24 protein-coding genes and 1 other RNA gene are annotated in these 26,316 nt (G+C 34.5%); 10 read left to right on the plus strand and 15 right to left on the minus strand.

The annotated features are described in order from the left end of the window. Positions 1 to 10: 10 nt before the first annotated feature. The 4 genes from FcAc13_RS08125 to lexA form a co-directional block, all read right to left on the minus strand. Positions 11 to 397: a ClpXP protease specificity-enhancing factor gene (locus FcAc13_RS08125; RefSeq protein ID WP_187755706.1), complete on the minus strand. Its 387-nt coding sequence runs from the start codon at positions 395 to 397 to the stop codon at positions 11 to 13. Positions 398 to 401: 4 nt separating this feature from the next. Beyond that, positions 402 to 1,034, minus strand: a complete 633-nt coding sequence (locus FcAc13_RS08130; RefSeq protein WP_187755707.1) for a glutathione S-transferase N-terminal domain-containing protein — start codon at positions 1,032 to 1,034, stop codon at positions 402 to 404. A gap of 326 nt (positions 1,035 to 1,360) precedes the next feature. Beyond that, positions 1,361 to 1,723, minus strand: a complete 363-nt coding sequence (locus tag FcAc13_RS08135; RefSeq protein ID WP_187755708.1) for a hypothetical protein — start codon at positions 1,721 to 1,723, stop codon at positions 1,361 to 1,363. A 56-nt stretch (positions 1,724 to 1,779) separates the two neighbouring features. Next, positions 1,780 to 2,394 (minus strand): transcriptional repressor LexA, encoded by a 615-nt coding sequence (lexA, locus tag FcAc13_RS08140; protein WP_187755709.1) that lies wholly within the window; start codon positions 2,392 to 2,394, stop codon positions 1,780 to 1,782. Positions 2,395 to 2,677: 283 nt separating this feature from the next. On the opposite strand from lexA, the gene FcAc13_RS08145 reads away from it, so the two are divergent. The 3 genes from FcAc13_RS08145 to FcAc13_RS08155 all read left to right on the plus strand — a co-directional run bounded on the left by FcAc13_RS08145 (position 2,678) and on the right by FcAc13_RS08155 (position 6,512). Continuing rightward, on the plus strand, positions 2,678 to 3,802 hold the full coding sequence (locus FcAc13_RS08145) for a 5-methyltetrahydropteroyltriglutamate--homocysteine S-methyltransferase (protein ID WP_187755710.1): 1,125 nt from the start codon (positions 2,678 to 2,680) through the stop codon (positions 3,800 to 3,802). Between the two features lie 207 nt (positions 3,803 to 4,009). After that, a complete protein-coding gene (locus tag FcAc13_RS08150; protein ID WP_187755711.1) occupies positions 4,010 to 5,329 on the plus strand; it encodes an MFS transporter in 1,320 nt (439 codons plus the stop codon). Between the two features lie 10 nt (positions 5,330 to 5,339). Beyond that, on the plus strand, positions 5,340 to 6,512 hold the full coding sequence (locus tag FcAc13_RS08155) for a 5-methyltetrahydropteroyltriglutamate--homocysteine S-methyltransferase (RefSeq protein WP_187755712.1): 1,173 nt from the start codon (positions 5,340 to 5,342) through the stop codon (positions 6,510 to 6,512). 79 nt (positions 6,513 to 6,591) lie between these two features. On the opposite strand, the gene recB is transcribed toward FcAc13_RS08155, so the two are convergent. The 6 genes from recB to hpt form a co-directional block, all read right to left on the minus strand. Next, on the minus strand, positions 6,592 to 10,173 hold the full coding sequence (recB, locus tag FcAc13_RS08160; protein WP_187755713.1) for an exodeoxyribonuclease V subunit beta: 3,582 nt from the start codon (positions 10,171 to 10,173) through the stop codon (positions 6,592 to 6,594). Then, the gene (gene sixA / locus FcAc13_RS08165) at positions 10,152 to 10,613 is read right to left on the minus strand and encodes a phosphohistidine phosphatase SixA (protein ID WP_187755714.1); all 462 of its coding nucleotides are present in this window, start codon (positions 10,611 to 10,613) and stop codon (positions 10,152 to 10,154) included. Before sixA ends, recB begins: the two co-directional genes overlap by 22 nt. Before the next feature lie 170 nt (positions 10,614 to 10,783). Next, positions 10,784 to 11,080, minus strand: a complete 297-nt coding sequence (locus tag FcAc13_RS08170; RefSeq protein ID WP_187755715.1) for a YfcZ/YiiS family protein — start codon at positions 11,078 to 11,080, stop codon at positions 10,784 to 10,786. 191 nt (positions 11,081 to 11,271) lie between these two features. After that, the gene (tamB, locus tag FcAc13_RS08175; protein WP_187755716.1) at positions 11,272 to 15,099 is read right to left on the minus strand and encodes an autotransporter assembly complex protein TamB; all 3,828 of its coding nucleotides are present in this window, start codon (positions 15,097 to 15,099) and stop codon (positions 11,272 to 11,274) included. Between the two features lie 3 nt (positions 15,100 to 15,102). After that, positions 15,103 to 16,785, minus strand: a complete 1,683-nt coding sequence (gene tamA, locus FcAc13_RS08180; RefSeq protein ID WP_220679121.1) for an autotransporter assembly complex protein TamA — start codon at positions 16,783 to 16,785, stop codon at positions 15,103 to 15,105. A gap of 173 nt (positions 16,786 to 16,958) precedes the next feature. Further along, the gene (gene hpt, locus FcAc13_RS08185; protein WP_187755717.1) at positions 16,959 to 17,495 is read right to left on the minus strand and encodes a hypoxanthine phosphoribosyltransferase; all 537 of its coding nucleotides are present in this window, start codon (positions 17,493 to 17,495) and stop codon (positions 16,959 to 16,961) included. 320 nt (positions 17,496 to 17,815) lie between these two features. Between hpt and xseB the strand changes: the two genes are divergently transcribed. The 7 genes from xseB (at position 17,816) to rplY (ending at position 22,400) form a co-directional block, all read left to right on the plus strand. After that, on the plus strand, positions 17,816 to 18,058 hold the full coding sequence (gene xseB / locus FcAc13_RS08190; protein ID WP_187755718.1) for an exodeoxyribonuclease VII small subunit: 243 nt from the start codon (positions 17,816 to 17,818) through the stop codon (positions 18,056 to 18,058). 17 nt (positions 18,059 to 18,075) lie between these two features. Beyond that, positions 18,076 to 18,960: a (2E,6E)-farnesyl diphosphate synthase gene (gene ispA / locus FcAc13_RS08195; RefSeq protein ID WP_187755719.1), complete on the plus strand. Its 885-nt coding sequence runs from the start codon at positions 18,076 to 18,078 to the stop codon at positions 18,958 to 18,960. A gap of 34 nt (positions 18,961 to 18,994) precedes the next feature. Next, complete coding sequence (gene dxs, locus FcAc13_RS08200) at positions 18,995 to 20,851, plus strand: 1-deoxy-D-xylulose-5-phosphate synthase (protein ID WP_187755720.1); 1,857 nt, start codon at positions 18,995 to 18,997, stop codon at positions 20,849 to 20,851. Between the two features lie 7 nt (positions 20,852 to 20,858). Beyond that, a complete protein-coding gene (gene zapA / locus FcAc13_RS08205) occupies positions 20,859 to 21,158 on the plus strand; it encodes a cell division protein ZapA (RefSeq protein WP_187755721.1) in 300 nt (99 codons plus the stop codon). A 61-nt stretch (positions 21,159 to 21,219) separates the two neighbouring features. Continuing rightward, a non-coding RNA gene (gene ssrS / locus FcAc13_RS08210) (6S RNA) lies at positions 21,220 to 21,401 on the plus strand. A gap of 17 nt (positions 21,402 to 21,418) precedes the next feature. After that, positions 21,419 to 21,991, plus strand: coding sequence for a 5-formyltetrahydrofolate cyclo-ligase (locus tag FcAc13_RS08215; protein ID WP_187755722.1), 573 nt, complete (start codon positions 21,419 to 21,421; stop codon positions 21,989 to 21,991). Between the two features lie 124 nt (positions 21,992 to 22,115). Beyond that, entirely contained in the window at positions 22,116 to 22,400 is a 285-nt protein-coding gene (gene rplY, locus FcAc13_RS08220) for a 50S ribosomal protein L25 (protein ID WP_187755723.1), read from the plus strand. Between the two features lie 109 nt (positions 22,401 to 22,509). Here rplY and FcAc13_RS08225 read toward each other — a convergent pair whose 3' ends face one another. Genes FcAc13_RS08225 through FcAc13_RS08245 form a run of 5 tightly spaced genes read right to left on the minus strand, consistent with a single transcriptional unit; the run spans position 22,510 to position 26,190 of the window. After that, the gene (locus FcAc13_RS08225; RefSeq protein WP_187755724.1) at positions 22,510 to 23,568 is read right to left on the minus strand and encodes a tyrosine-protein phosphatase; all 1,059 of its coding nucleotides are present in this window, start codon (positions 23,566 to 23,568) and stop codon (positions 22,510 to 22,512) included. Positions 23,569 to 23,581: 13 nt separating this feature from the next. Beyond that, complete coding sequence (locus tag FcAc13_RS08230; RefSeq protein ID WP_187755725.1) at positions 23,582 to 24,397, minus strand: PTS system mannose/fructose/sorbose family transporter subunit IID; 816 nt, start codon at positions 24,395 to 24,397, stop codon at positions 23,582 to 23,584. Then, complete coding sequence (locus tag FcAc13_RS08235; protein WP_187755726.1) at positions 24,394 to 25,233, minus strand: PTS mannose/fructose/sorbose/N-acetylgalactosamine transporter subunit IIC; 840 nt, start codon at positions 25,231 to 25,233, stop codon at positions 24,394 to 24,396. The genes FcAc13_RS08230 and FcAc13_RS08235 overlap by 4 nt, the downstream gene beginning before the upstream one ends. Before the next feature lie 41 nt (positions 25,234 to 25,274). Then, positions 25,275 to 25,748: a PTS sugar transporter subunit IIB gene (locus tag FcAc13_RS08240; protein ID WP_187755727.1), complete on the minus strand. Its 474-nt coding sequence runs from the start codon at positions 25,746 to 25,748 to the stop codon at positions 25,275 to 25,277. 10 nt (positions 25,749 to 25,758) lie between these two features. Beyond that, on the minus strand, positions 25,759 to 26,190 hold the full coding sequence (locus FcAc13_RS08245) for a PTS sugar transporter subunit IIA (RefSeq protein WP_187755728.1): 432 nt from the start codon (positions 26,188 to 26,190) through the stop codon (positions 25,759 to 25,761). Positions 26,191 to 26,316 lie beyond the last annotated feature (126 nt).

A 26,316-nucleotide genomic window follows, 5' to 3' on the forward strand; every position in this document is an offset into this window, starting at 1 on the left:
TTATTGTTACTTATTTTACCACCCGGAAAGGATTAGTGGTTTTATTTGGTGCTGGTTCTTTTTTATCGTATTGCGATTCATGCTCGAATCCTAATCCAACACCGTTTTCTCTAGCATAAATCGCTTCGACAGCAGCCATCGGTACAATAATATGTTGTGGCGTACCAGAAAATCTGGCATTAAATTCAATTTGTTGATTCGTCATGCAATATTGCCCCACTGAATGTGGCGCAATATTAAGTATAATTTGGTTGTCTTTAATGAATTCGGTGGGCACCATCACCCCATCGACAGTGGTATTAACCATAATATAAGGTGTTAATTCATTATCTAGAATCCAATCATACATTGCTCGAAAAAGATAAGGACGACGCGGGGTCATTTCGGTAACTTCCATTATATTAAGCTCTAATTTTTTTTTCGTCTTCAGTTAATGATTCAATAAACCCAGGGCGTTCAAATACCCGTGCCATATAATTGAGGTAATGTTTTTCAGCGACCTTAGGTAGCGTTATATCCAATAACGGTAAGCGCCATAATAACGGAGCAAAATAACAATCACACAATGTGAAGTCTTCACTCATAAAATAAGGTGTCTCTTTAAACATCACTGAAACAGCTGTCAGATCATCCTGTAACGATTTACGCGCTACTTTTGCTTCCGGTGATTTGGGATCATCAATAATTGTTTGATATGCACTATACCATTCTTTACGAATCCGATACATCGTCAAACGAGCATTGGCTCGCACAATAGGATAAACAGGCATTAATGGCGGATGAGGAAAACGTTCATCAAGATATTCCATTGCAATATGTGGCTCGTAAAGGGTTAAATCGCGATCAATTAATGTTGGAATTGAACCATAAGGGTTGAGATCTAATAACTCTTGCGGTAAGTTGTTTGCTTGCACAAATTCGATTTCGGCCGTTATACCCTTTTCCGCTAAAACCAAACGAATCTGATGACCATAAATATCTGTTGTGTCACAAAATAAAGTCATTACAGAACGTTTATTAACAGCAACTGCCATGATAACTCCAAATTTTACATTTTAACAATTTTAAGTGTGTGAACATATTTTAGCAAATTGCAAAATAAAAATGTTAAAAAATTAATAGTTATTCAATTTTATTTATTAAATAAACTATTGCATTGTTAATAAATTGTTTAAAGTCAATAGGTTATATTTTTATGTTTTTAATAATTTATCAATAGTTTTGTCATTGATCACAAAATAATCATTAAAAATGAATAAATCATCGTATGTCGAAAATTTATTACCTTTCAATAACTAATAAAATCAAAGAAATTAAAAAGCGACCAATAAGGTCGCTACCAACTTAATAAAACAAAAAATCAGTTATAACCATAATCTTGATAATCGTCATGGTGCTCAGAATTACCAGGCAGCGCTCTGGCTCTTTGCACTGGAACATAAGCTCCACTAGGCGTTTCAATTTGGCATTCACCTAAAAATAGCGAATATTTCGTATTCGCCTTCATGCTAACACCTCTAAAATAGCAAAAAGTTGCATCATAAAGGTGATGCCAACATAAAACAGCGATCAATAGCCAGACCGCTAAAATGACCAGAGCTATCCATTTAAGATATTGCTTTAAAAAAGACCAAAATCGTTTTTTAAACCAATGACAATACAGAAAAATTAGAACAAAAACTGCAATTAATGCTAATATTTCAAATAGCCAGAAAAGCCACATTGCTAATTACCTCATAAAAATAGCTAGTAAGGTATATTAACTCATTTCATGTTAAATTACATCCAAGAAGCGTTACGAATTACACCAACAGCGAGTCCTTCAATCTCAAATTCTTGCGTTTTTAAATCAACATTAATAGGTGAAAAATCTTCATTTTCAGCTAATAAACGGATTTTTGAACCACGACGCTCTAATCGCTTAACAGTTACCTCATCGCCAATTCGGGCAACAACAACTTGTCCATTACGTACATCCTGTGTTTTGTGTACTGCTAAAAGATCACCATCTAATATACCAATATTTTTCATTGACATTCCATTAACTCGCAGCAAAAAATCGGCATTTGGTTTAAATAAATTTGGATCGATTTGAAAATGCCCTTCAATGTGTTCTTGTGCTAAAATTGGTGAGCCTGCAGCAACTTGCCCTATCAATGGTAATCCAGTTGATATCTCTTCTTCCATTAATAGACGAATACCACGTGATGAACCGGCGATCATTTCGATTGCCCCCTTACGCGCGAGTGCTTTTAAATGTTCTTCTGCGGCATTAGCGGAACGAAACCCCAATTGCTTAGCAATTTCAGCACGGGTTGGTGGCATTCCGGTTGAACTAATATGATCTTTAATTAAATCATAAATTTGCTGTTGACGCTGTGTAAGTGCCTTCATAATTATCCCTGTTTTTTTATACAGATTATGTGATTATATACAGTTAAACTCAGAAAGCAAAACATTTTATAAAACATAATATGATTTATAACAATATTAAAAACAAATCCCCTCAATAAAATATCTTCAAAATTATTATTGTCTCTATTTCGTTATAGTTAAAAACTATAGATAAATATAAACATTATCAATTTGTTAATAATTAATAATCACTCTTATAATTATTATTGATTTTGACGTTTCTCCATCCTAATACAATAAAGATAATTATAAGGAAATAATAATGAATACTTATCCCATCTTTCGTGCAGATCATGTTGGTAGCTTTTTACGACCACAATTTCTACTTGATGCTCGTGCGCAATTTGCTAACCAACAAATTAATATCGAACAGTTAAGAGAAATAGAAAATAAAGCGATTGTAGATATTGTGAAATTTCAGGAACAAGTTGGCATTCGTAGTATCACAGATGGAGAATTTCGTCGCACTTATTTTCACTTAGATTTTTTACAACAACTTGGTGGAGTCACTACTGACGCACCCGCTACAGTAATTGATAATAATGGTAAAGAAAAATTGCTACCACCTAATATTCGTGTCACGGGAAAAGTAAAACATGTTAAAGATATTCAACTCGCTGACTTTAAATATTTAAATAGCCAAATAACCCCTAGTTCAGTGGCAAAAGTGACGATTCCATCACCAACGATGTTACATTTTCGTGGCGGTCGTAATGGTATTGATAAACAAGCTTATCCAGTTCTAGAACCGGATTTTTATAATGATGTTGCCCAAGCTTATGCACAAGAATTAATTGCACTTCATCAAGCCGGATGTCGCCATGTTCAAATGGATGACACTAATCTCGCTTATTTATGTGATGAAAAAATGCGTGAGGCAGCTCGAAAACGTGGTGATGATCCAAACTTATTACCCTTTAAGTATGCCGAATTCATTAATAAAGTTGTTAATTTAAAACCCAAAGATTTAGTGTTAACAATCCATTTATGTCGTGGTAACTTTAAAAGTACTTTTGCGGCAAGTGGACATTATGGGCCGGTTGCAGAAGCTTTATTGAGTGAAATGAATCTAGATGGTTATTTTCTTGAATATGATGATGATCGTAGTGGTGGATTTGAACCTTTAAAATATCTGCCTAAAGGAAAAATTGCTATTTTAGGCTTAATCTCTAGCAAATTTCCCCAATTAGAAAATCAAAATGATATCAAACGCCGTATCGATCAAGCTGCCAAATATGCATCGATAGATCAATTAGCACTTTCACCACAGTGTGGATTCAGTAGTACGGTGCATGGTAATAATGTGACACTATCAGATCAAAAAGCAAAACTACAATTAACGGTTGAAATTGCACAATCTGTTTGGGGATCGATTGAAATTCATTAATCCGAAGTGCCCCCCCTAATTCGCCAGATTAAGACAATAAGTTGAACGATTTAACTTCTTATTTTTATAAGACGTTAAGTCACATTGATGATGTTTTTAAAATTGTCAATTTTTCAGCTGATTATTTGACTTTGTCTAACATAATTATCGAGCTAATCGCTTTACCTAACAGCAATAAGCATTGTCTTTGAAAAATGAGAAAACTTAATGAAAGTTGCACAAATTAAACAAATCATCAATGATCGACCGATGAATCATTTCCAAATTTTAGCTATTATTGTCTGTATTTTAATTAGTATGATTGATGGTTATGATGTGATGACCATCGCATTTGTCGCGCCATCAATATCAGAACAATGGAACTTAGCACCAGAACAATTAGGATTATTATTTAGTGCTGGCTTAATCGGTATGGTGGTTGGCTCCTTGGTCATTCCCCTCTTTGCTGATCAATTCGGGCGGCGAATTATTATTCTTATCTGTTTGGTTATTTTATCTGTTGGTATGATCGCCTCAGCGCTATCAACTCATTTTCTCGAATTGGTCATTGCCCGTGTATTCGCAGGACTTGGAATGGGCGCTATATTACCTGGTATCAATACCGTTATTGCCGAATATTCATCAAATCAGTATCGTTCATTAATGATCAGTATTATGGCTGCAAGCTATACAGTTGGTTCGGTAATAGGTGGTATCATTTATATTTTTGTTATCAAATATTTCGGTTGGCAATATGTTTTTTATTTGGGTGGAATCTTTTCCATCATTATGATTCCAATCGTATTTTTGTTTTTGCCAGAATCACTTGATTTTATCTTGACGAAAAATAATGAGCAAGCCTTGCTAAGGCTTAATCATTTATTAGAAAAATTACAATTAAACACATGTGCAACTTTCCCTAAAGTCGAACAACAGGATCATGCACTTGGCATTCAACAATTTAGCTTACTTTTTAATCCTGCTATTTTTAAGGCGACCCTCTTGCTATGTATTAGTGTTTCTATGTTGATGAGTTCATTTTATTTTCTTATCAATTGGACACCTAAAATATTAGTTAATTTAGGTCATTCTAAAGATCTCAGTATTACCGCTTCATTAATTATGAATATTATTGGTATTACCGGCGGCATATCCATGGGCTGGTTATCAAAAAAATATGTGGTTACCAAAATCACTGCGATCATGCTTGTCATGGCTTTTGTGTTCGTCACTGGATTCGGTTTGAGTAGTAATAGTTTACCTTTATTATTTAGTTTAATTGCATTTATTGGTTATACTATTTTTGGCGCAATGGCTGGATTATATGCAACGACCCCAACCATCTACCCTCCCCAGATCAGAACAACTGGCACAGGTATTGTATTAGGTCTTGCTCGATTAGGAGGTACCCTAGGACCTTATGTTGCTGGGTTGCTAATTTCGGCTAAATTAACACCAAATTATTATTTCTTTATTTTAGCATTGCCATTATTAATTTCTGCTATATGTGTGGTTATTATAAAGCCGTATCAAAAAATAAAAAATTGAAGGAGTCACTATGAAAACATTACTAAATCCCCCATTTCGGGCAGACGTTGTCGGCAGTTACCTAAGACCTGATTTTTTAATTCAAGCCCGAACACAATTTGTAGATGGCAAAATAACGCAAAAAGAATTAACCGATATCGAAAACAGAGCAATAACTGAATTGGTTGCTAAGCAAAAAGCGGCTGGGCTTCATGTCATCACTGACGGTGAATTTCGTCGTAGCTGGTGGCATCTTGATTTCATGTGGGGATTACAAGGTGTTGAAAAAGCTTCACTTAAGGAAGGTTACAAGTTCCAGGGTGTCGAGTCACGTCCCGAAACAGCACGTTTAACTGGTAAAATAAGTGGTGAAAATCATCCTTTCATTGAGCATTTCCGTTTTCTATTACCATTTGCTGAAAGTGATATTGTTCCGCGCATCACCATCCCTGCTCCAGCTCAATTTTTTAAAGAGCTCTATCGTCCCGAAAATAAAGCAGCGACTGAAAGCATTTATCCTTCACAAACAGATTTGTTACAAGATATTGCCAATGCTTATCAAACATTTATTCAACAAATTTATGCCATTGGTTGCCGTAATGTACAACTTGATGATTGTACTTGGGGTATGATGGTAGATAGTCGTTATAACAATGCAGGCGTTGCCAATTCAGCTTCAAAATGTGATTGCAATTGTGCATCAAATGCCACTGTTATCAGCCAATCTATACAAGATTTAGCAGAAATATTTGTACAGCTTAATAATGCTGCGATCGTTAATGCACCACCAGATTTAGTCTTAACAACACATGTTTGTCGGGGTAATTATCGCTCAACCTGGGCTGCTAGTGGAGGTTATCAACCCGTTGCCTCATATCTCTTCGCCCGTGAAAATGTGCATGCCTACTATCTAGAATTCGATACAGAGCGTGCTGGCGACTTTTCTCCGCTTGCCAAAGTATCAGGTGATAAACAAGTAGTATTAGGTTTGATTTCATCTAAAGTAGGTGAATTGGAAGATAAACAAGCTGTGATAAAACGCATTAAAGAAGCCAGTCAATATTTACCTATAGAACGGCTATGCCTAAGTACCCAATGTGGTTTTGCTTCTACCGAAGAGGGTAACGCTTTAACGGAAGAACAACAATGGGCTAAAATTGCTTTAGTTACCGATATTGCCAAAGAAGTATGGGGAACAGTTTAATCCTTAGCCTGAATTTGAGCCGTAGTATTCATCGTTGGCGATACTAATCACTCGTACGAAAAATAAGTCAGATGTTGGATTATCCAAATAAATGATCTAACTCATCAATCAATTTAACATCTGGCTTAGTATAAAAAACGCCATTTTGTGGATGTTGTGTGGACATACCACGGATAAATAAGTAATAAACACCACCGAAATGAATTGGATATTGATAATTGGCAATACGACTTCTCAAATAACGATGTAACGCTAGTGAATAAAGTTGATATTGCAAGTCATAACGATGTTCACACATGGCTTGATGCATTGCCATTTGGGTATAATCTTCAGCACTGGCACCTAAATAATTTGATTTATAATCAACAATATAATATTTCCCTTGCCACATAAAAATCATATCAATATAACCTTTTAACATCCCTTGAACTGTCATAAAATCAAGCGGTGGACATTGATTAGACAAAGCATCAAACTGTTTACAAATCCGATCAAGATCATTTGCTATTACCTGATGACGAATGGGTAAAAAGAATTGCAATTCATTTAAGCGTTGTTCGTTGGATATCTGTGATAATGACAAACCATCCATTAAAGGCGTTGAACAAACCATGGTCAACCATTCCATTAAGGGTAAACGCCAGTCATCGGGTAAATTCAATTTATCGATTATTTGACTCGTAATTGAAGGCAAATCAGGCTGTTTAAAATCGATTATTTCAAAACATTCATGCAAAACGGTTCCAACCATCGCGCCTTTAGGGAAATGGTGAATATCAAAGCGATTAATTGATTCTTCTTTAACCATATCATCTCCGATAAACTGGCCGACATCATTGGTTTGATTGGTATCTGATAAAACTTCACTATCAAAAGCCGGCTTGATATCATTGATAAAATCAGTTGTATGATTACGATAACTTGACGACTGTTGTAACCCCGAATAACTGGTGACTCGCCATGAATAATCTAATTTGCGGGTAAATAGATTTGCCACTAAGGAGTTAAGTTCTGATGTTTGATAGCGCAAAAAAGTAACAGGAACTGGAAGTTTAACATCAATAACAACTAAATCACGCCAATGCATTAATTTTTGTTGCAAAGCCGAATAATCATTTTCTGATGCTTCTAAAAGCAAATGACCAATTGCTGATTGATTTAAAGATAACTGTTTAGCCCGCCCTTTTTTTAATCCAGCTAACACAAAACTACAATGATAAATCGAACGCGTTAACGCAACATACAATAATCTAACATCTTCAGCAAGACGCTCCTGCTCAATTAACTGTTTGATTTGTGGCGTAAGTTCAAAAGCATAATGCGTAGAATAGGTTTGCCGTTCATGATATATATGGCTATCTGACTCACGATATGTGCCAATAAATGGTAAAAATACTATTGGATACTCTAATCCCTTAGATTTATGTATGGTAATAATATTAATTAAATTTTCATCGCTCTCTAGCCGTTGTTCATGATTAGTGATATTGTAATCAGGTTCATTAATTTGTTTATTTAACCAACGGATAATAGCATGAGGAGTATCCAATTCTTGAGAAATTTCCTGTAGTAACTCCCCTAAATGCATAAAATTGGTAATTGTTCGCTCACCTTCATCGCGCATTAATAAATTTTCTGCGATTTGGCGCCGATTCATTAAGTATCGTAACATTACCAATATACCATTTTTCTGCCAAATAGTTTGGTATGTATTAAATTCATCAACTAAATTTTCTAACACTTGTTGATCATAAGATAATTGATCAATATCAGCCATTGATGCACCAATTAAGCAAGTTGCTAAGGCACTACGCAAATAATTTTCATCTGTTGGCATCATCACAGCCTGTAATATACGTAACACTTCTTTAGCTTCGGTTGATTTAAATACACTGCGATGATTAGAAATATAAACACTTTTAATATGACGTTTGATTAACGCTTGCTGAATGATTTCAGCCTCACGTGCTGTACGAACAAGCACTGCGATATCAGATGAAATAATCGCCTTCTTTTGTCCCAGTTTATTAATAAAATAGCTATCTGCCAATAACCATTGTGCAATTTGTTCAGCACAGCGCTGTGCTGCATAATTAAGGTAATCATTGTTAGAAGTTATACAATCTGGTAATAAATAACAACTGAGCGCATTAACAACACGGTCATTTACTAAAAACGCATTGTATTGATTTGCTTCAGCACTATGCATCGGAATAAATGGTATCTGCTGAAAAATAAAAGGATCATTTTTTAACGAAAACAAATTATTAACGGCAGCAACCATGGACGGAATAGAACGCCAATTAGTCGTCATAGTAAAACGATGATCTACCGATAGTTTTGCTTTAATATAAGTAAAAATATCTGCGCCACGGAAACTGTATATTGCTTGTTTGGGATCACCAATAAACAGCAATAACGTATTTTCACGATCTTGATAAATCCGATCAAAAATCTGATATTGTACTGGATCTGTATCTTGAAATTCGTCAATCATAGCAACCGGATATTGTGCTACGATTTGTTTAACCAAATAGCTACCATTTTGGCTATATAATGCTTGCTTCAAATCAGTCAATAAATCATCGAATCCCATCTGTGCAGTGATACCTTTTTCTTTTTGTATGTTTTGACTGATGAGTTTGGTTATATCAAATAAAAAGGTATCTTTTAAACTAAATGATTGAGCAATAAATTGTTCAATTTGCGAAAATAAAGGATGGCTAGGTGCGATTTTGTCACGTTCAGTTTTATTATTTAATTCTGTCTGACTAAATTTACTAAGTTCTTTTACTGGAATTGTATAATCATCAGTCGGCGATTGAGCCCATTGAGTGACAGTTTTTAACCACCGTGCTAAATGATTTTTAGCATAGCTCTTATTGTTCACCCCAGATTGCATAATAATCATATGAATATCATCAACATTGGCCAACCATTCACTTTTAATGGTATTTATTTGGTAAATATTGCACCGATGAAAATCATTAATTCGTTCTAACAACGGGGTGGAAGATAACTGAATATTTTCCGGTATATCACGATTAATATAAGGCATAATATCAGCTAATAAGGCTTGTGGATCAGCCCAATTTTGCCAAATAATTTTTGCCAAATCAGCAGACATTGGTGTAAAGTAATCTCGCCAAAAATCTTGTACTTTTTGTAAATAGAGATTAGTCTCATCTTTGAGTAAGACTTTTTGGAATAAACTACCGGCTTCAAATGCATAAGTAGTCAATAACCGTTGGCAAAAACTATGTATAGTAAAGATGGCTGCTTGATCCATGCTTTGTTCTGCATAATACAAACGTTTAGCTGCTGATTCTTTATCTTCAATAAGTTTGAGTAATTGTTGATAATTTGCATCGTCATGATAACCTTGTAAGCATGCCTTGCGTAGTTGATAAATATTTTGTCGAATGCGATAACGTAGTTCTTCAGTGGCGGCTTTAGTAAATGTGACCACCAAAATTTCTTCAACTGTTAATGCCCGGGAATATCCCTTATCGCCAATACCGAGTAACAATCGTAAATAAATAAATGATAACGAATAAGTTTTACCAGTTCCCGCTGAAGCTTCAATCAAAGAACGTCCAGTTAGGGGTAACGTAAAGAGGTTAAGTTCAATAGCTGATGTTATATTGGATGATGAAACCATTCCAACTTACCTTGACCTTCTGCAGATAGAGTAACAAAAGCTACATCTGCAGGTGAAAACATTGGTGGCGCAATATGTGGGCATAAATCATTAACTAAATAACCAACTAATGGCAAATGAGAAACCAATAACACCGAAGAGATGCCAAGTGATGGTAGCGTAATTAAACTATTGATCACTTGATCCGTATTACCACTTGGTGTTAACCATTGGCTCGTTTCTATTTTATTTACTAATATCTGATCAGGAAAAAAAGCAAATGACTGCTGAGCACGCAAGTAAGGACTGACCATAGCAAGATCAATAACGATATCGTGCTGTTTGAACCAATATGCTACCGATGCACATTGTTTTTGACCAAAAGAAGTTAAAGGTCGACTGGAGTCTGATGTCGCTGAATATCCCGCTTCACCATGTCGCATAATGTAAACTTTTAGCATTATTCGTTTATCTCAATACATTCGCTATAAATGGTTTGTTACAAAATAGAAGTTATGCCTAATAGTGATTAACTAGGTTTAGTTATTATCAAACAAATAACCTAAAACTACCCCGCTATTCTTTCATAGTAAGAACTACTCCTAAGTAAGAATAGCGAAGCAATCACTATTTAACGTAATTTAAGTTGAAAAATTAAACATTCAGCGCCGCAACTAAAATGAAATTTAGCTGAAAGTTGATAACCATCGTTAAGCTGATCAATTTGGCTTTCAATTTGACAAGGTTCCGATTCAACATCCCGCGCTGCTTGCGTAAGTTGATTGAGTTTTTCTTGTGCTAACTTCTCAGAAGCAAAAACATTTTTATATTCTGCCGTACAATCATCATTATCAATAATGGTACCGACATCTACACAGCAACAAGCCGGAGTCTCATTGCTTTTACATTTATTTATAGAATTTGACATGGATTACCTCTGAAATTCTTTAATTAGTTTAATTTTTACTGTCGTATTGGTGTTTAAGTATATACTTAATCAAAACGATTTTATAGTTTTTGATGGCGCTTTACTGGATATATTGCAAGTTAATCAATATCTGCAAGTAACTAACATAACTTAGTTCAAACAATTAAAGTATTACATATTAATTAAGACAACTAAAATTCAAATTGATAAATTAAATCAACAGTTTGATCCAATCCAGAAGCAACATCTAAATATAATCGTGGTAATAAACGATAACGTAACGTAAATACCGCCAATGAATCGAAAATACCAACACCATATTTTAATTGTAAATTGGGTAAAAGATAGCCGCTGACTACCACTTTTTGGCTATTACCAACGCCTTGGGTGTCTAAACTTAGGTTTTTAATACCAAAAGTATTGCCAATATCGCCAACCAAACTACCCGTTTGAGCCGTTCCTAAGCCAATAAGTAAAGCGGTGAACATATCATTATCACTCTGTTCATCACTCGATAGGCCTTGGCCACGTAATAGATAGGAAAGCGCTTCCTGCTGTGACATTGCAGGATCGGAAAAAATCTCAACTTTTGGTTCATCAGCAAGTCCAGTCACTCTGATACCTGCCGTAACATTGTCATCAATTGATTCTTGATTGCGAATGGCTTCGATATTTATCCGCGGTTGTTCAGGTAACCCGGCAAAAATAATTTCTCCTTTGCGAACAACTAAATCTTGACCATAAGCATGAAACCGACCTTTTGGGATATTGATTTGTCCGTTAACTGTCGTACCTTTTATACTTTGGGTAACAAATAATTTTCCGGTTAAATTAGCAGCTAATCCATATGCATCAATGGTGACATCATCTCCCAATGAAACCAAAACATGACTATTAATTGCCATTGTAGAATTTTTTGCTTGTACCGGCTGTAAATGATTATCTAACATAACTTCATCTGATGACACATCTACTGTAGATGGTGGTAAAGATTCGACTTGAATATTTGCTTTGGGAATAGTTACTTGTCCCGTTAGATCTAACTGTTGCTGATTAGCTGTTATGTGAATATCAGGAATAATTTGCATCGTTAATAATGGTGCAATATTAACTTCAAGCGCATCACCTTTTACAGATATAGTCGAATCCCAGTTATCAATATTTTTCCAATTGGCTTTGCCATTAATATTTACCACGCCAGCCTTGGTTTTCATGGTTCCTTTCAAATCGGATGATTTACCATTGAAATCCATATCAATCATAATTGAACGGACATCTACGGGTAATTGATTAGTTTTAATCTCACTATGTTCTAAGTCAAAGTTACCCGTAATATAAGGGTCAAGTAAACTTCCTGAAAATTTTAGGTGACTATTAATGAAACCATTTGCATGTTCATTATCATTAAGTAATGGGTTAATCATGGCGAGAGATAAATTATCAATATCAATCTGACCATCTAAACGTTTGGTTGTTAATGGCTCTATAATTCGAATATCACCTTTAAATTTACCCAAATTTTTAAAACCAAATCTCCATTTTAAATTGGCTTGTTTATCATTAAGATTAGCGTCAATATTAAATAAATCAAATGGTATCGGTAATGTTTGCGAAGAAATTTGTTGTCTTACATGCACATTATTACCTGATAGATTAACTGTTATGGTTGGTATTTTAGTATTCGGATCCCATTTTATATTTGCTTTACCATTAACATAACCAGCAATATTGGTTTGGGAATTAATAAAGGGATCAATTAAATCAAGATCAATATTTTTTAAACTGATCTCTGCCATACCTTTATTAGCCAAAACAATGTCATTATCTAAACAAATGCTTGATTGGGTATTTAACCAGCAATGTGCAAAAATCTTAGTTAATTTGCGGTTAATGTCATAATCTATCACAATTGGATGATTGATTTGCCAAAGATTATTTTTACCGACTTTAGCATTGGCTTGCGACATTATGCCCTGCCATTGACTGCGATTTTTATTAAAAGAACCATTGAGTAATATCTCGCTGGATAACGGTTTACCGTTAACGTTAAGCGTTAACTGATGCTTTTGCTCATTACCTTGTAAAGAAACAGTTGCATTATTTACACTCATATTAGGCATATTAAATTTTTTTAATTTTAGACTAATATCACCGTTAATCATATTGCTATAACTTATTTCACCGTTCAAAACGGCTTGTTCTAAAACGATATCTTGTAAAATTAATTTATTAATAACCAAATTAGAGGTAATTATTGGTTGCTTTAAAGTTCCTTTAATATTGACATGCCCAACAATATTACCCAAAATTTTTGGATTAATAACCTTTAAATTAGGAAAATTTACATTTGCAATGAAATCGTCTTGTTTGGTAGACCCATTTAATTCAATACGATTGCTATCCCAATTAAGATTAAAGTTATTAGCTAACAAATATTGATTGGAATTAATACCTAAATCACCACTTATTTGTAACGGAGCGTGATTGATTTCCCCGGTTAAGTTAACGCGATTTAAATTGATTAACCAGGCACGTTCATCATATTCGCCACTTGTTAATAAATTACCGTTCATTTTAATGGGATATGTCAATGACCATTGGCTTAGATCGATTTGATTGAAATTAATTTTTGTATCCCAATGTAACTTATTTAACCAACTAATCTTGCCGGATAAAGCCAATTCGCCTTGTGGTAGAGAGATTTTAGTTTTATTTATGTCAATATACTCATTCGTTCCATTTGATTGAATCTCAATATGAGTTGGTAATATATCTTTACTATTCACTTCACCTTTGACATTAAAATGATAAAGATTTGCCAAGCCTGATAAATCTATATCAAAATCATTTAGTTGATAATCTGCCTTATTTATTACTGGCCATTGTAGATGTTTACCACTCATTTTTAGCGTTAACGGCATATATTTTTCAAAAAAATTAATTTTAGCAAAGATATCTGCTTGATTTAATCCTTTAATATGCGTTTGCGTTGCTAACTCGCCAAGTAATTGCCCCTCAAAATGACTATTGAATTCTGAACTATTTTTGGCCGTAGTATTATTTGTTTTTGCTAGAATATCTGTTTTAATAGGCCATTCATCTCTTAATTTGATTTGCCCTTTGACTTGTATATGAGCTTTGGCATAATCGCTTGTTGCATTCGTTTCAACCAATCTAACATCAACCAAACTATTGACGGTACTTGCTTCAATTACAACATCATCAAAAAAATAATCATTACCACCTATATGTAATACCCAACCATTACCAGTTAAATGATTAACAAAAATATCTAAGGGAATATTTACATTAGGTAAAGATTGAATTAAAGGTTGATTAAATAATGTTTCGATCGTTTCATTGATCGCAAAAGGTGATTTTTTGGGTTTTAAGTTTGATGAAGAGGGATTGCTTTTCCAATCGGGAAAAATGGCCTTAACATCCATTGCCGTAGTAGGTAACACATAAATAAATTGATTTATCCAATTTGCTTGTCCTTGAAAAGAAGACAACTCAAAATGCATATTATCCACATTAACATTAACTTTTTCTAATTGTGCCGACTTTAATTCAATTGGTAAAGGAGTTTTTACTACAAAACGTTTTAATGATTGAGGTTGTTCGGTTTTAGATTCACTTTTGGGAATTTTATCGGTCTCTATGTTGACATAAATATCTTTGGCTTGAAAGGATTTAACACAAATTTTGCCCTTAATCAGGCATAATCCGGAAAGTGAGACTCTCGCTTCACCAACCGAGACTTCAACCCCATCCATTTTAAATGTAAAACCATCAATATTCAGATCATTTAATGCTCCTTTTGCATGCTTTATCTGTATTTGAGGAACCGCTTTTTCAATTACACTGCTAATGACTTTAATACCTAAACTGGTATAAATAAAGGTAGTTAATAAAACAATAATAAACGTCAGTATACATAAAGTCACTAGGCTACGGACTTTCCATTTCCGAATACGCCTCATTTTTGTTACTTTTTTAATTCGTTGTGGGCTTTTCATAATTTATAACTCAGTGCCTAAACCAATATAAAAATGGGCTGTTGTTTTTGAATGTTCAATCGGTGTTGCTATATCAAATTTTACGGGTCCAATTGGCGACACCCAACGTATTCCGATTCCGGCACCGGTATGAAAATCTGTACCATCAAGTTTATCTATTGCCTCACCAGTATCCACAAATACTGCACCCCACCATGCACCTGTTAGATTATATTGATATTCGAGAGAACCGGTAATTAATTTTGTACCACCTTTCAATTTACCCTTTTTATCTTTCGGCGCTATAGAGTTATAGCTATATCCCCTTATACTTCGATCTCCACCAGCAAAGAAGCGAAAATTAGGTGGAACTCGTTCGAAACTACTTGCTTGAATAATACCAAAATTACCACGAGCGACTAAACGGTGCTGTTTCAATAATGAACGAATCCATACTTGTTGTGTCTGAAAACGAATAAAATTAATATCAGACCCAATATCTTCCGCTGCAGCTTCTAATGAATAACGTTGTGAATCGGCCCATAAAGGAAATAAATTGTCTTCACTTCTGACCCGAGAAAGGCTAATCGAGGGATAAAGAAGGAAGGTTCTAAAACTGTCATCCGCTTGTTTAAAATTGTCATACATGACATTTAATCCGATAGCATGTTGCCAGCCTTGAAAAATATCCCAATTGCGAATAATACCTATTGAATAAGACCGCGAATCGGTATCTTTATTATCAATTTTTTTATATCCTCCCTGAATTGTGTAATAATCTTCTAAAGGAGATTTATATAGAGGAATTTTATAAGCCCCGGAAATCGATTGTTCGGGAGAAGATAATGCAAGTTCACTATGAAAACTATGTCCACGGTCATTTATCCAAGGTTTACTCCAGCCGAGCCGCCCTCTCACACCATTATCACTGGAATAGCCTATACCGACATCAACACTATTTTTTTTACGGGGAACTGCAATGACTTGCAGGGGGATCGCTTTATTTTCATCGACTTGATTCAATAAAGGAATCACCGTTACGGCACTAAACCAATTTGTTGAAGATAATCGACGGTTAAATAGAGAAAGTTGATCAGCGCTATAACTTTCATTACGTTTAAAAGGAATAATGTTTTTTAAATAAGATTTTCGTATTACTGTATCATTAAAACTGACATTACCAAAGTGATAACGTTGACCAGTATCAAAATCAATATTCCAGTATGCCTGATGTAATTTATCTGCTACCGCAAGTTGATGTTTAGATAGATCAGAATCAAAATAACCTTTTCGTAATGCAATGCGCTGTAATTGCTTTATAAAACCATCATAATCACCATGATTTAAAATCGTTCCCTTAGCTGGTAAATCATTATTTAACAAACTAATATAATCTCGATCATGGGCACCTTCACCAGATATATTAATATTTGTCTTTTCAATTAAAATCGGTTCACCTTGATTGACGATAACCGTTATCAGCTTTGCATCATCCGAAATTTGATATTCAAAAGTTGGGGCATAGTAACCGAGAGCTCTTAACCCTTTTTTTATTTCATCTTCTAAAGATTGCTTAAAATAGGGGGTATCATCGATACGATTTGGATCGATCAATGACAAACGCGCATCTACATTTTTCTGTAATGCTTCAGGTAATCCTTTAACAGTTAAATGCATTTTTGCCAGAGCAAATGAATTTACTGCCATAATGAGCATAACTAAAAGGAAAGTAAAATTCCTTCGCACATCAACTCCAAAATTGTGTCACGTCACTTAATCGACAAATAATTGGCTAAGTAGTAGACTTAAAATTAATCATAATTATCATATCAGACTATAAATAACAATAAAAGCTCTTGTTTTTTAACAACTTTTATAGTTTATTCCAATAATGTAACTTTACCAATGTAAGGTAAATGACGATAATGTTGTGCATAATCAATACCATAACCTACTACGAACTCATCCGGAATCGAAAAACCAACATACTTAACAGGGACTTTCACTTCTCGTCGAGAAGGTTTATCTAACAGGGTACAGATTTCAATTGATCTTGGCGTTCTAAGTGCAAGTAATTCCTTAACTTTACTTAATGTATTACCGGTATCAATAATATCTTCGACAATGAGCACATCTTTGCCATGTATGTCTTCATCGAGATCTTTGAGAATTTTGACATCGCGGTTGCTATTCATAGCGTTACCATAACTTGATGCCGTCATAAAATCAACCTCGTGTCCCACTGTAATTGCTCGACTAAGATCAGCCATAAAAATAAATGATCCACGTAATAAACCGACAAGCACTAATTCATTTTGACTATTTTGATAATTATCACTTATCTGTTTACCTAATTCTTGAACACGATGTTGAATATCTTGTTCTGATAACATTTTTTCTAACTTATGCTTTTTCATTAATACACCAATTTATGTTAAATTTATTTGAGATCTACTAAGAAATATCACTTTTTCATAGCCAGAATATTTTTAATAATATAAAAAATGGATTATATAGTATTTTTATATTTTAGTTATCTTTGTCCCTCATAATTTAATCATGATAGTTTAATTAATAGTCAATTGGTTTTTATCTAAGTAAAAACGAAATTGTTAACAAGTTATATTTTATAGACTCAAATTAACCCATTTGCTGATCAGCAAAATATCATCTAAAATTGTTCATTGTTATTAATTACGTATATACTAGATGTTATATTAAATATATGAGGTTTAAGATGACTAAAAAGCCAACCAAGTCGCTCGCCTTTGAAGAAACCCTAAAAGAACTTGAAACAATTATCAGCAAACTTGAAATAGGAAGTTTGCCATTAGATGAAGCATTAAACGAATTTGAAAAAGGGATCAAATTAGCTAAACAAGGCCAGAACCAGTTGCAAAAGGCTGAACAACGAATTCAGATTTTATTAGCGGAAAACGGTGATTCGGCACTAACTGATTTTTCGTTGCCTGAAAATTAAATTTGATTGTAATAACTATGATAACTGCTTTTCACAAACTTCATGATCAGTATACACACAGAATCAATAAAGTCCTTGAACAAGCCATCCAAGATATTCCCTCTTCTGTATTAACAGCGGCTATGTCTTACAGTTTGCTTGCTGGTGGTAAACGTATACGACCATTTTTAGTTTATGCTACCGGACAAATGTTTGATAGCCAATTAGATTGGCTTGATGCTCCAGCTGCGGCAATTGAAATGATTCATACCTATTCCCTTATTCATGATGATTTACCTGCTATGGATGATGATCAGCTAAGGCGTGGTATGCCGACTTGCCACATAAAATTTGATGAGGCAACTGCTATACTTGCTGGTGATGCTTTACAGACTTTTGCTTTTACCAAATTAGCTCAAGCACCCTATTTAGACGCAAATTGCAAAATTGCTTTAATTAATGAACTTTCTAACGCTAGTGGTGTAAATGGTATGTGCCTTGGGCAATCATTAGATCTGCAATCAGAACACAAAGAAATTTCTTTATCGGATTTACAAACTATCCATAGCCATAAAACCGGTGCGTTAATTAAATCAGCTGTTCGACTCGGCATGTTTGTGGCAGGGGAACATGCTTTACAATATCAAGTTTCACTCGACAATTTTGCTGATCATATTGGTTTAGCTTTTCAAATACAAGATGATATTCTAGATGAAATTGGCGATCAAAACACAATGGGGAAACAACAAGGTACTGATAGGCAGTTGGAAAAAAATACTTATATCACTCTATATGGTTTGGATAATTCTATAAAAATTACTCAAAAACTTCATACACAAGCGCTCGAAGAGCTGAATAAAATACCGTATAATAGTGAACCATTACACCAATTAGCCAATTTTATTATTAGTCGCCATTTTTAGTTAATAATCAAATATTGAGAAACAAAAGGCCTAAATGAAGCTTGAACATTATCCGTTATTGAAACAGATTAATTTTCCAAAAGATTTAAAAAATTATTCACAGTCCCAATTGCCGATTATTTGTGAGGAACTGCGGCAGTTTTTACTTAATTCGGTAAGTCGTTCAAGTGGGCATTTAGCCTCGGGATTAGGCGTGATTGAATTGACAGTGGCGCTGCATTATGTCTATGACACCCCATTTGATCAATTGATTTGGGATGTAGGTCATCAAGCCTATCCTCATAAAATTCTAACCGGTCGCCGAGATAAAATGTTAACAATTCGTCAAAAAAACGGTCTTCACCCTTTCCCTTGGCGTGAAGAAAGTGAGTATGACGTTCTCAGTACTGGTCACTCTTCTACCTCAATTAGTGCAGCTTTAGGTATGGCCGTAGCAGAACAGAGTAAATCATCAGATCGCAAAGTTGTTTGCGTCATCGGTGATGGTGCTTTAACAGCCGGTATGGCTTTTGAAGCGCTGAATCATGCTGGGCATTTAAAACCTGATATGCTGGTTATTGTTAATGATAATGATATGTCGATTTCTCAAAATGTTGGTGGTCTTAATCAACATTTGGCACAAATATTATCAAGTCAGACTTATGCATCAATCCGTAGAAACGGAAAAAAAGTCTTATCTGGCATTCCACCGGTAAGACAATTTTTGAAAAAAACTGAAGAACATCTTAAAAATCTGATTACCCCCACCAATTTATTTGCTGAACTAGGATTCAATTACCTGGGACCGGTTGATGGTCACAATATTGATACGCTTGTCAATACACTAACCCAATTGCGACAACTCAAAGGACCTCAGTTATTACACATTGTGACGCAAAAGGGTAAAGGCTATCCACCGGCAGAAAAAAATCCCGTTTTATGGCATGGTGTTCCAAAATTCGATCCGAGTGAAGGTAAATTTAATAAAGCTATTAATAGTAACCCTACTTATTCAGAAGTTTTTGGTGATTGGTTGTGCCAAATTGCCCAACATGATAAACGATTAATCGCCATCACCCCAGCTATGGGAGAAGGTTCTGGTATGGTAAAATTTGCTGAACGTTATCCAGAGCAATTTTATGATGTTGCTATTGCCGAACAACATGCAGTAACTTTTGCTGCTGGCTTAGCGATTAATGGAAAAAAACCAGTAGTAGCAATTTATTCAACCTTTTTGCAACGAGCTTATGATCAGCTTATTCATGATGTTGCTCTGCAGAATTTACCTGTATTATTTGCGATTGATCGTGCAGGTATTGTTGGTTCCGATGGTCCAACTCATCAAGGTGTATTTGATATTAGCTTCTTACGTTGTATACCCAATTTAATTATCATGACACCTAGTAATGCCAACGAATGCCGTGATATGCTCTATACTGGTTACCAACATAATGGGCCGGCTGTAATTCGTTATCCGCGTGGTGAAGCAGCTGAGGGGGAATTACAACCAATGCAATGTATTGAAATTGGTAAGAGTAAATTAATTCGACAAGGACAAGCCATAGCTATATTAAATTTTGGTTGTTTATTAAACGAAGTATTAATATCAGCAGAAACTCTTAATGCAACTGTTATTAATATGCGGTTTGTCAAACCCTTAGATGAAGAAGCCATTTTGGCCATAACCAAAGATCATCAAATCTTAGTAACAGTAGAAGAAAACGTTATTCAAGGTGGTGCTGGTAGTGCAGTGAATGAATTTATTCTGACGAAAAAACTAAAATGTGATATGTTAAATATTGGATTACCTGATGCTTTTATTCAGCAAGGAAACCAAGTTGAAATTCGTGATGATCTTGGTTTAAGTGCAGAGAAAATCACCAGAAAGATTAAAAATTTTATTAGACAATAGGTTACATATGGATACTCAAGTTGTTAATATTCTTGTATTTGGCCGAACGCTCAAGCTTACTTGTCCTGTTAATGAAGTTGAATCACTTGATTTAGCAGCAAAAGATCTGGATAATAGACTCAATGAATTACGTCGTAAAACTCAACTAATGAACAGTGATCAATTAATCATTACTGCCGCATTAAACATGTCATATGAGTTGACAAAACAAAAACAAAAAAATATGCAACTTGAAAATGAGTTTAATGATCGTTTAAAGAAAATACAGAATCTGCTTGATAATGTTTTAAATTGTAATCAGTTGTAATAATTTTTGTAAAAATACTATTAATTTGATTGTATACTGCGTCAAATTTTTTGTATCATAATTATCTCTGAGATGTTCGTTAATGGGTTTGTCCCCTGAGCCGATAATCTTTATGATAGAGTGGTTATGCTTATTGATTGGTGTGTATGCCTTCATGTTAAGGAAACCTAATAATCAAACATAACGCTCACCTTGAACTTCGGGTTCAAGGGTTATAACTCATGACGGCATCTTGGAGTCTCTATTATATCTTTAATATTATGCAATCAATTTCTCATCTTCCTACTCAGCAAATCCGCAATATTATTCGGAAAATTCGTCGTAATTTACCCATTGAGCAACGTTTGCAAGCCGAACAAACGATTTATCTTCAAGTACAACAACACACTAAGATACAATTAGCTCATAACATTGCTATTTTTCTTTCATTTGATGGTGAGGTTAATACCCAACCAATTATTGAATACCTTTGGCAACAAGGCAAATCAGTTTTCTTACCACTTATTGATCCAGTTAAACCTAATCATTTAATTTTTATCGCTTATGAACAAGATACACCACTGATTGCTAATCAATTTGATATTTTTGAACCAATTTATGATGCTAATAAAATCATACCTTATCAATCATTAGATGTGATATTTACACCATTAGTGGCTTTTGATGATCGCAATTATCGTATCGGAATGGGGGGCGGTTACTATGACCGGTTATTACAAAATTACCAACAAGAAAATATTTACCCTATCGGATTAGCATTTAAATGCCAACAAATTGACCATGTGATGAATCAAGCTTGGGATATTCAATTACCTGAAATAATCAAAGGTTAATTGATATTTAAGTTGCGATGTTATTAATAAATCGTTATAATCCAACCGCTAAAAAAAGCAACTAAATCCTTTGCCAATTGCTGGGTCGCCTGTGATTGGTTAATTTAACTAAAGAGAAATCATTATGTTTACACTACAAGCTGAAGTAAAAACTGAGCAGGGAAAGAGTGCGAGCCGCCGCCTGCGTCACGCTGGTAAATTCCCAGCAATTATTTATGGTGGTTCAGAAGCGCCTATCGCAATCACGCTAGACCACAACCAAGTGTTTAATATGCAAGAAAAACCAGAATTTTATTCTGAAGTTTTAACTATTTCAGTTGCTGGTAAAGATGTGAAAGTGAAAATCCAAGCTGTTCAACGTCACGCTTTTAAACCAAAATTATTACATATGGATTTTGTTAGAGCATAAGTTTTAAAATGCTTTTATCAATAAAAACCCCACTTAGTTGGGGTTTTTTATAGCAATCTCATCTCACTTTGTCATTATACGATTGTACTGTGCTGTTAACATCAAGTTATTATTGCAAATAGTTATCTCGCATGGTTTTAATATCAGCTTCAGTAACACCAAGCTCTTGTTTAATATAATTAATAGGTGAGCCCGCAACTTGTTTCATTGTGTTAAAAATTTCCAAAATAAAACTTTCTCGAGTATCGATTAAACAAAGCAAATAATCAAGCACATCTTGGTTATCAGTAATTTTTCGATAAGCTGCCATTTTGATTTCGTTGCGTGCCAACCGATTTTCATGCGTCAACATATAATCTCTAATGATATCGTCTTGTGAAACACCCAATATCAATAAAATTAATAACACACCGTAACCTGTACGATCTTTACCACCTCGACAATGTTGAATACTTGGATTATTATGAGTATCCAACATAATTCTTAACATCTGTTTAAATGAATTTTTTGACTTGTCACTTAACACAAAATTACGATACTGCTCTAATACCTGTTCACCTCTACCATTGATTAACTCTTTAGGTATATCACGCATAACGCTTTCAATTAATGCGCGATCCTCATTACTCGGTTCTGCAGCGAATTGTGCGGCTAATTCGGCAGTTTGTGCTGATGCATCCAGATGAAACGTCTGTTTTTCGCCTATATTTGTATTTGGGTTGGACTTGATCTCATTTTCACTCCGATAATCAATAATAGTTTGAATATTTAGTGCTTCAATATAAGCTTTTGCATCGGCTTTAAGACCGCTTAGATGATTTGAACGATAAAATATTCCCCATTTTATGCGACGACCATCGGCCCCCACATAACCACCAAAATCACGAAAATTATTTAATCCGGTAATTGGTAATGTACGTTCTGAAAATAAGAAAGGCGCCTGCTCTTGCGTTTGCAAAATAAAATACACCCGCTGTTTAGCATGTAAAGGATCATCAATTATCATTGGGCTCTGCACATTTTTAGCCACTAACGTTTTCATGCCATCACAACAATTTGCTTGCGTTGTCCAGTAAAGATCAATGGATTGATTACCCGTAGATTCAAATGTCAAAACTAATTTTCCTTGCGTGTTACGAACAACTGATGCTGATTGAATATATGTCATTATTTTGATCCTTTTAATGTAATACGCCAAGAATAGAAAGAATTACGCCAATTATCATTACTGCGATAATTAATGACACAGTGTACTTACCCTGGAATTTTCGAACCAGAAAGAATACACTCAACGCAAAAATTAACGTTAAAAAGTTTGGCATGACTTTATCAAACATTTCTTGAACTTTAATTGATTGTTCATCTACCTTAATTATTAATGGCGTGGATACTTTTACAGTCGAAGCAATCAAAGATCCTAACACCATGACACCAACCACATTAGCTAGATTGCTAATTCGTTGAATAATATTGGAATTTTTTGATTGTTCAATAATATCAATCCCTTTATTATAACCATAATGAACAAAGAAATATTTGGTAAAAATATTAACTAGATTATAGATAATAAACATTAATATCGGTCCAATGATATTGCCTTGTAATGCAAAAGCTGCCCCGATACTGCCACAAATTGGCATCCAGGTAAATTTCAGTAAACTATCCCCTAATCCCGCAAAAGGCCCCATTAATCCTGCTTTTAAAGAGACAACCGCATCTTTTTCATCTTCATCGGTCTTTTCTTCTATTGCGGCAGTGACACCTAAAATTAATGCCCCAGCATTAACTTGCGTATTAAAAAATTCAAAATGACGTTTCATCGCCCGCACACGTGTCTCTTTATCGGCATCTTTATACAGACGATCTAATATTGGAATCATACAATGCGCAAAACCAATAGTTTGTAATTTTTCATAGTTATAAGAAAATGGTATAGTTTGTATGCGCCAAAAAACACTATTTAAATCTTTTTTGGTGATTTTATTAACACTATTCATAGATCATATTCCTCTTCAACTGGCGTATTTATTACTTGATTATCTTGTGCTGCGGATTGTCGACTATTATTCTTATCTGCCATAAATGCCATGTCATACAATACAGCAAAAGCAAGAGCAATAAAGGTGATTGGGATAATTGGTAATTTAAGATAAGCGGTTAACATAAAACCAAGCAGAAAGAAGAACCACATTCTACCTTTGAGTAACATCAGTAATAAAATACAAATACCCACAGCAGGAATTAATTTTGATGCCACGCCCATACCCGTGATAATACCCTTAGGAATAACATTTAGAATATTTGTAATCAGATCGCTACCAAAATAAACACCAAGGAAACAAGGTACTGCACGAATTAAAAACCAAACTGGAGTGGAAAAATAATGCACTTTAACCAATCCTTGATAATTACCATCTTGAATACTTTTTTCCGCCCATGGATTTAAAAAGCAAGCAAATGAACGCCAAAGAATCAGTAACTGTTGACATAAAACTGAAACAGGTAAGGCTAATGCGACACCTGTAGCTATAATTTTTTCGATAGAGGTATCTGACGAACCATCAGCGACAATACTTCCACTGGTAGCAATACCTAACGAAACACCAATAATCGAACCAGCAACAATATCAGGGGCTGAATAAGCTCCAACATTACCAATCCCCATCCACATCAATTCTAATGTTGCACTAATCGCTAGCCCTTGAACGACATCCCCCATGATGATGCCTGCTACAGTACCGGTCAATAATGGTCTACGTAACATTTGCGGACCAACATCATCTAATGAACAGATCCCCGCCCAAATCGCGACAAGAATAGCCTGTGTTAACATAAGTTAACCTCCAAATATTTATAATAAAAAGATAATTAAGACTAATTAAGTAGTGTTTTTAGTAATACTACGGGATCTTTGGGTACCATTTGCACCTCAACCACAACATTTTTGGCGATCAGATTTTTAAATGCTTGTTCTTCTTCAGGTGTAACCGATACTGCACGTGTCAAAGAACGGCGTCCATCCTGCATTCGCATACCACCTACATTAAGTTTCTCTATTTCCAGTCCACCGGCAACTAAAGTGTCAACATCCACACTATTAGTAAATAACAACATAGTACGTTTTTTGATTGGCGTTTTCTTGATAATTTCAATAAATTGTTGAACACCAAATACCAGGACTTTCAAACCAGCAGGCGCTGACATGGTTAAAACTGACTGTTGAACCGTATCAGCAGCAGCTTTGTCATTAATCACTAACACTTGTTCAATATCATAATTTTTTACCCATGTAGTAATCACTTGTCCATGAATAAGACGATCATCAATTCTAGCAACATTGATTGGCATAATTGTTTCCTTATAATTCTGTAGATGGCTCAACTTGAGCTGTTAATATTTGACTAACATCAAAGCAACTTTGCGCAAAAGATGCTTCAACAATTGATTTAACTTCTTCTCGTGTTCCGTCGCGATTATTTAATATTTCAAGTAAAACCGGGATATTAAAACCACAAAATAGCAATACATCTGAATGCTGTATTACTAATTCTCCAGCTAAATTACATGGTGTTCCGCCCATAAGATCAACCAAAATAATCACACCATCGCCTTCGTTTAGTGCTTGATAACTTAGTTGCATTTGCTTACGTAATTCATCAATATTGCTATCCACTGATACAGAAATTACATTTATTTTTTCTTGTTTGCCCATTAGCATTTCTGCACATTCGAGTGCGCCTTGAGCAAAAGGACCGTGACTGGCTAAAATAATAGGTAGTTGTTTTGACATAACAAATTTCTCTTCGTATAGTTTTAACATCTAAAGTAAATTTATTACTTAAATAATAAATTTATTTAGTAATAAAGTTACATCCTAATAAGTTATTCGTCATTATCTTTTTTTAGGATTTTTTTT

The sequence above is a fragment of the Frischella japonica genome (assembly GCF_014489845.1).
Lineage (GTDB): Bacteria > Pseudomonadota > Gammaproteobacteria > Enterobacterales > Orbaceae > Frischella > Frischella japonica.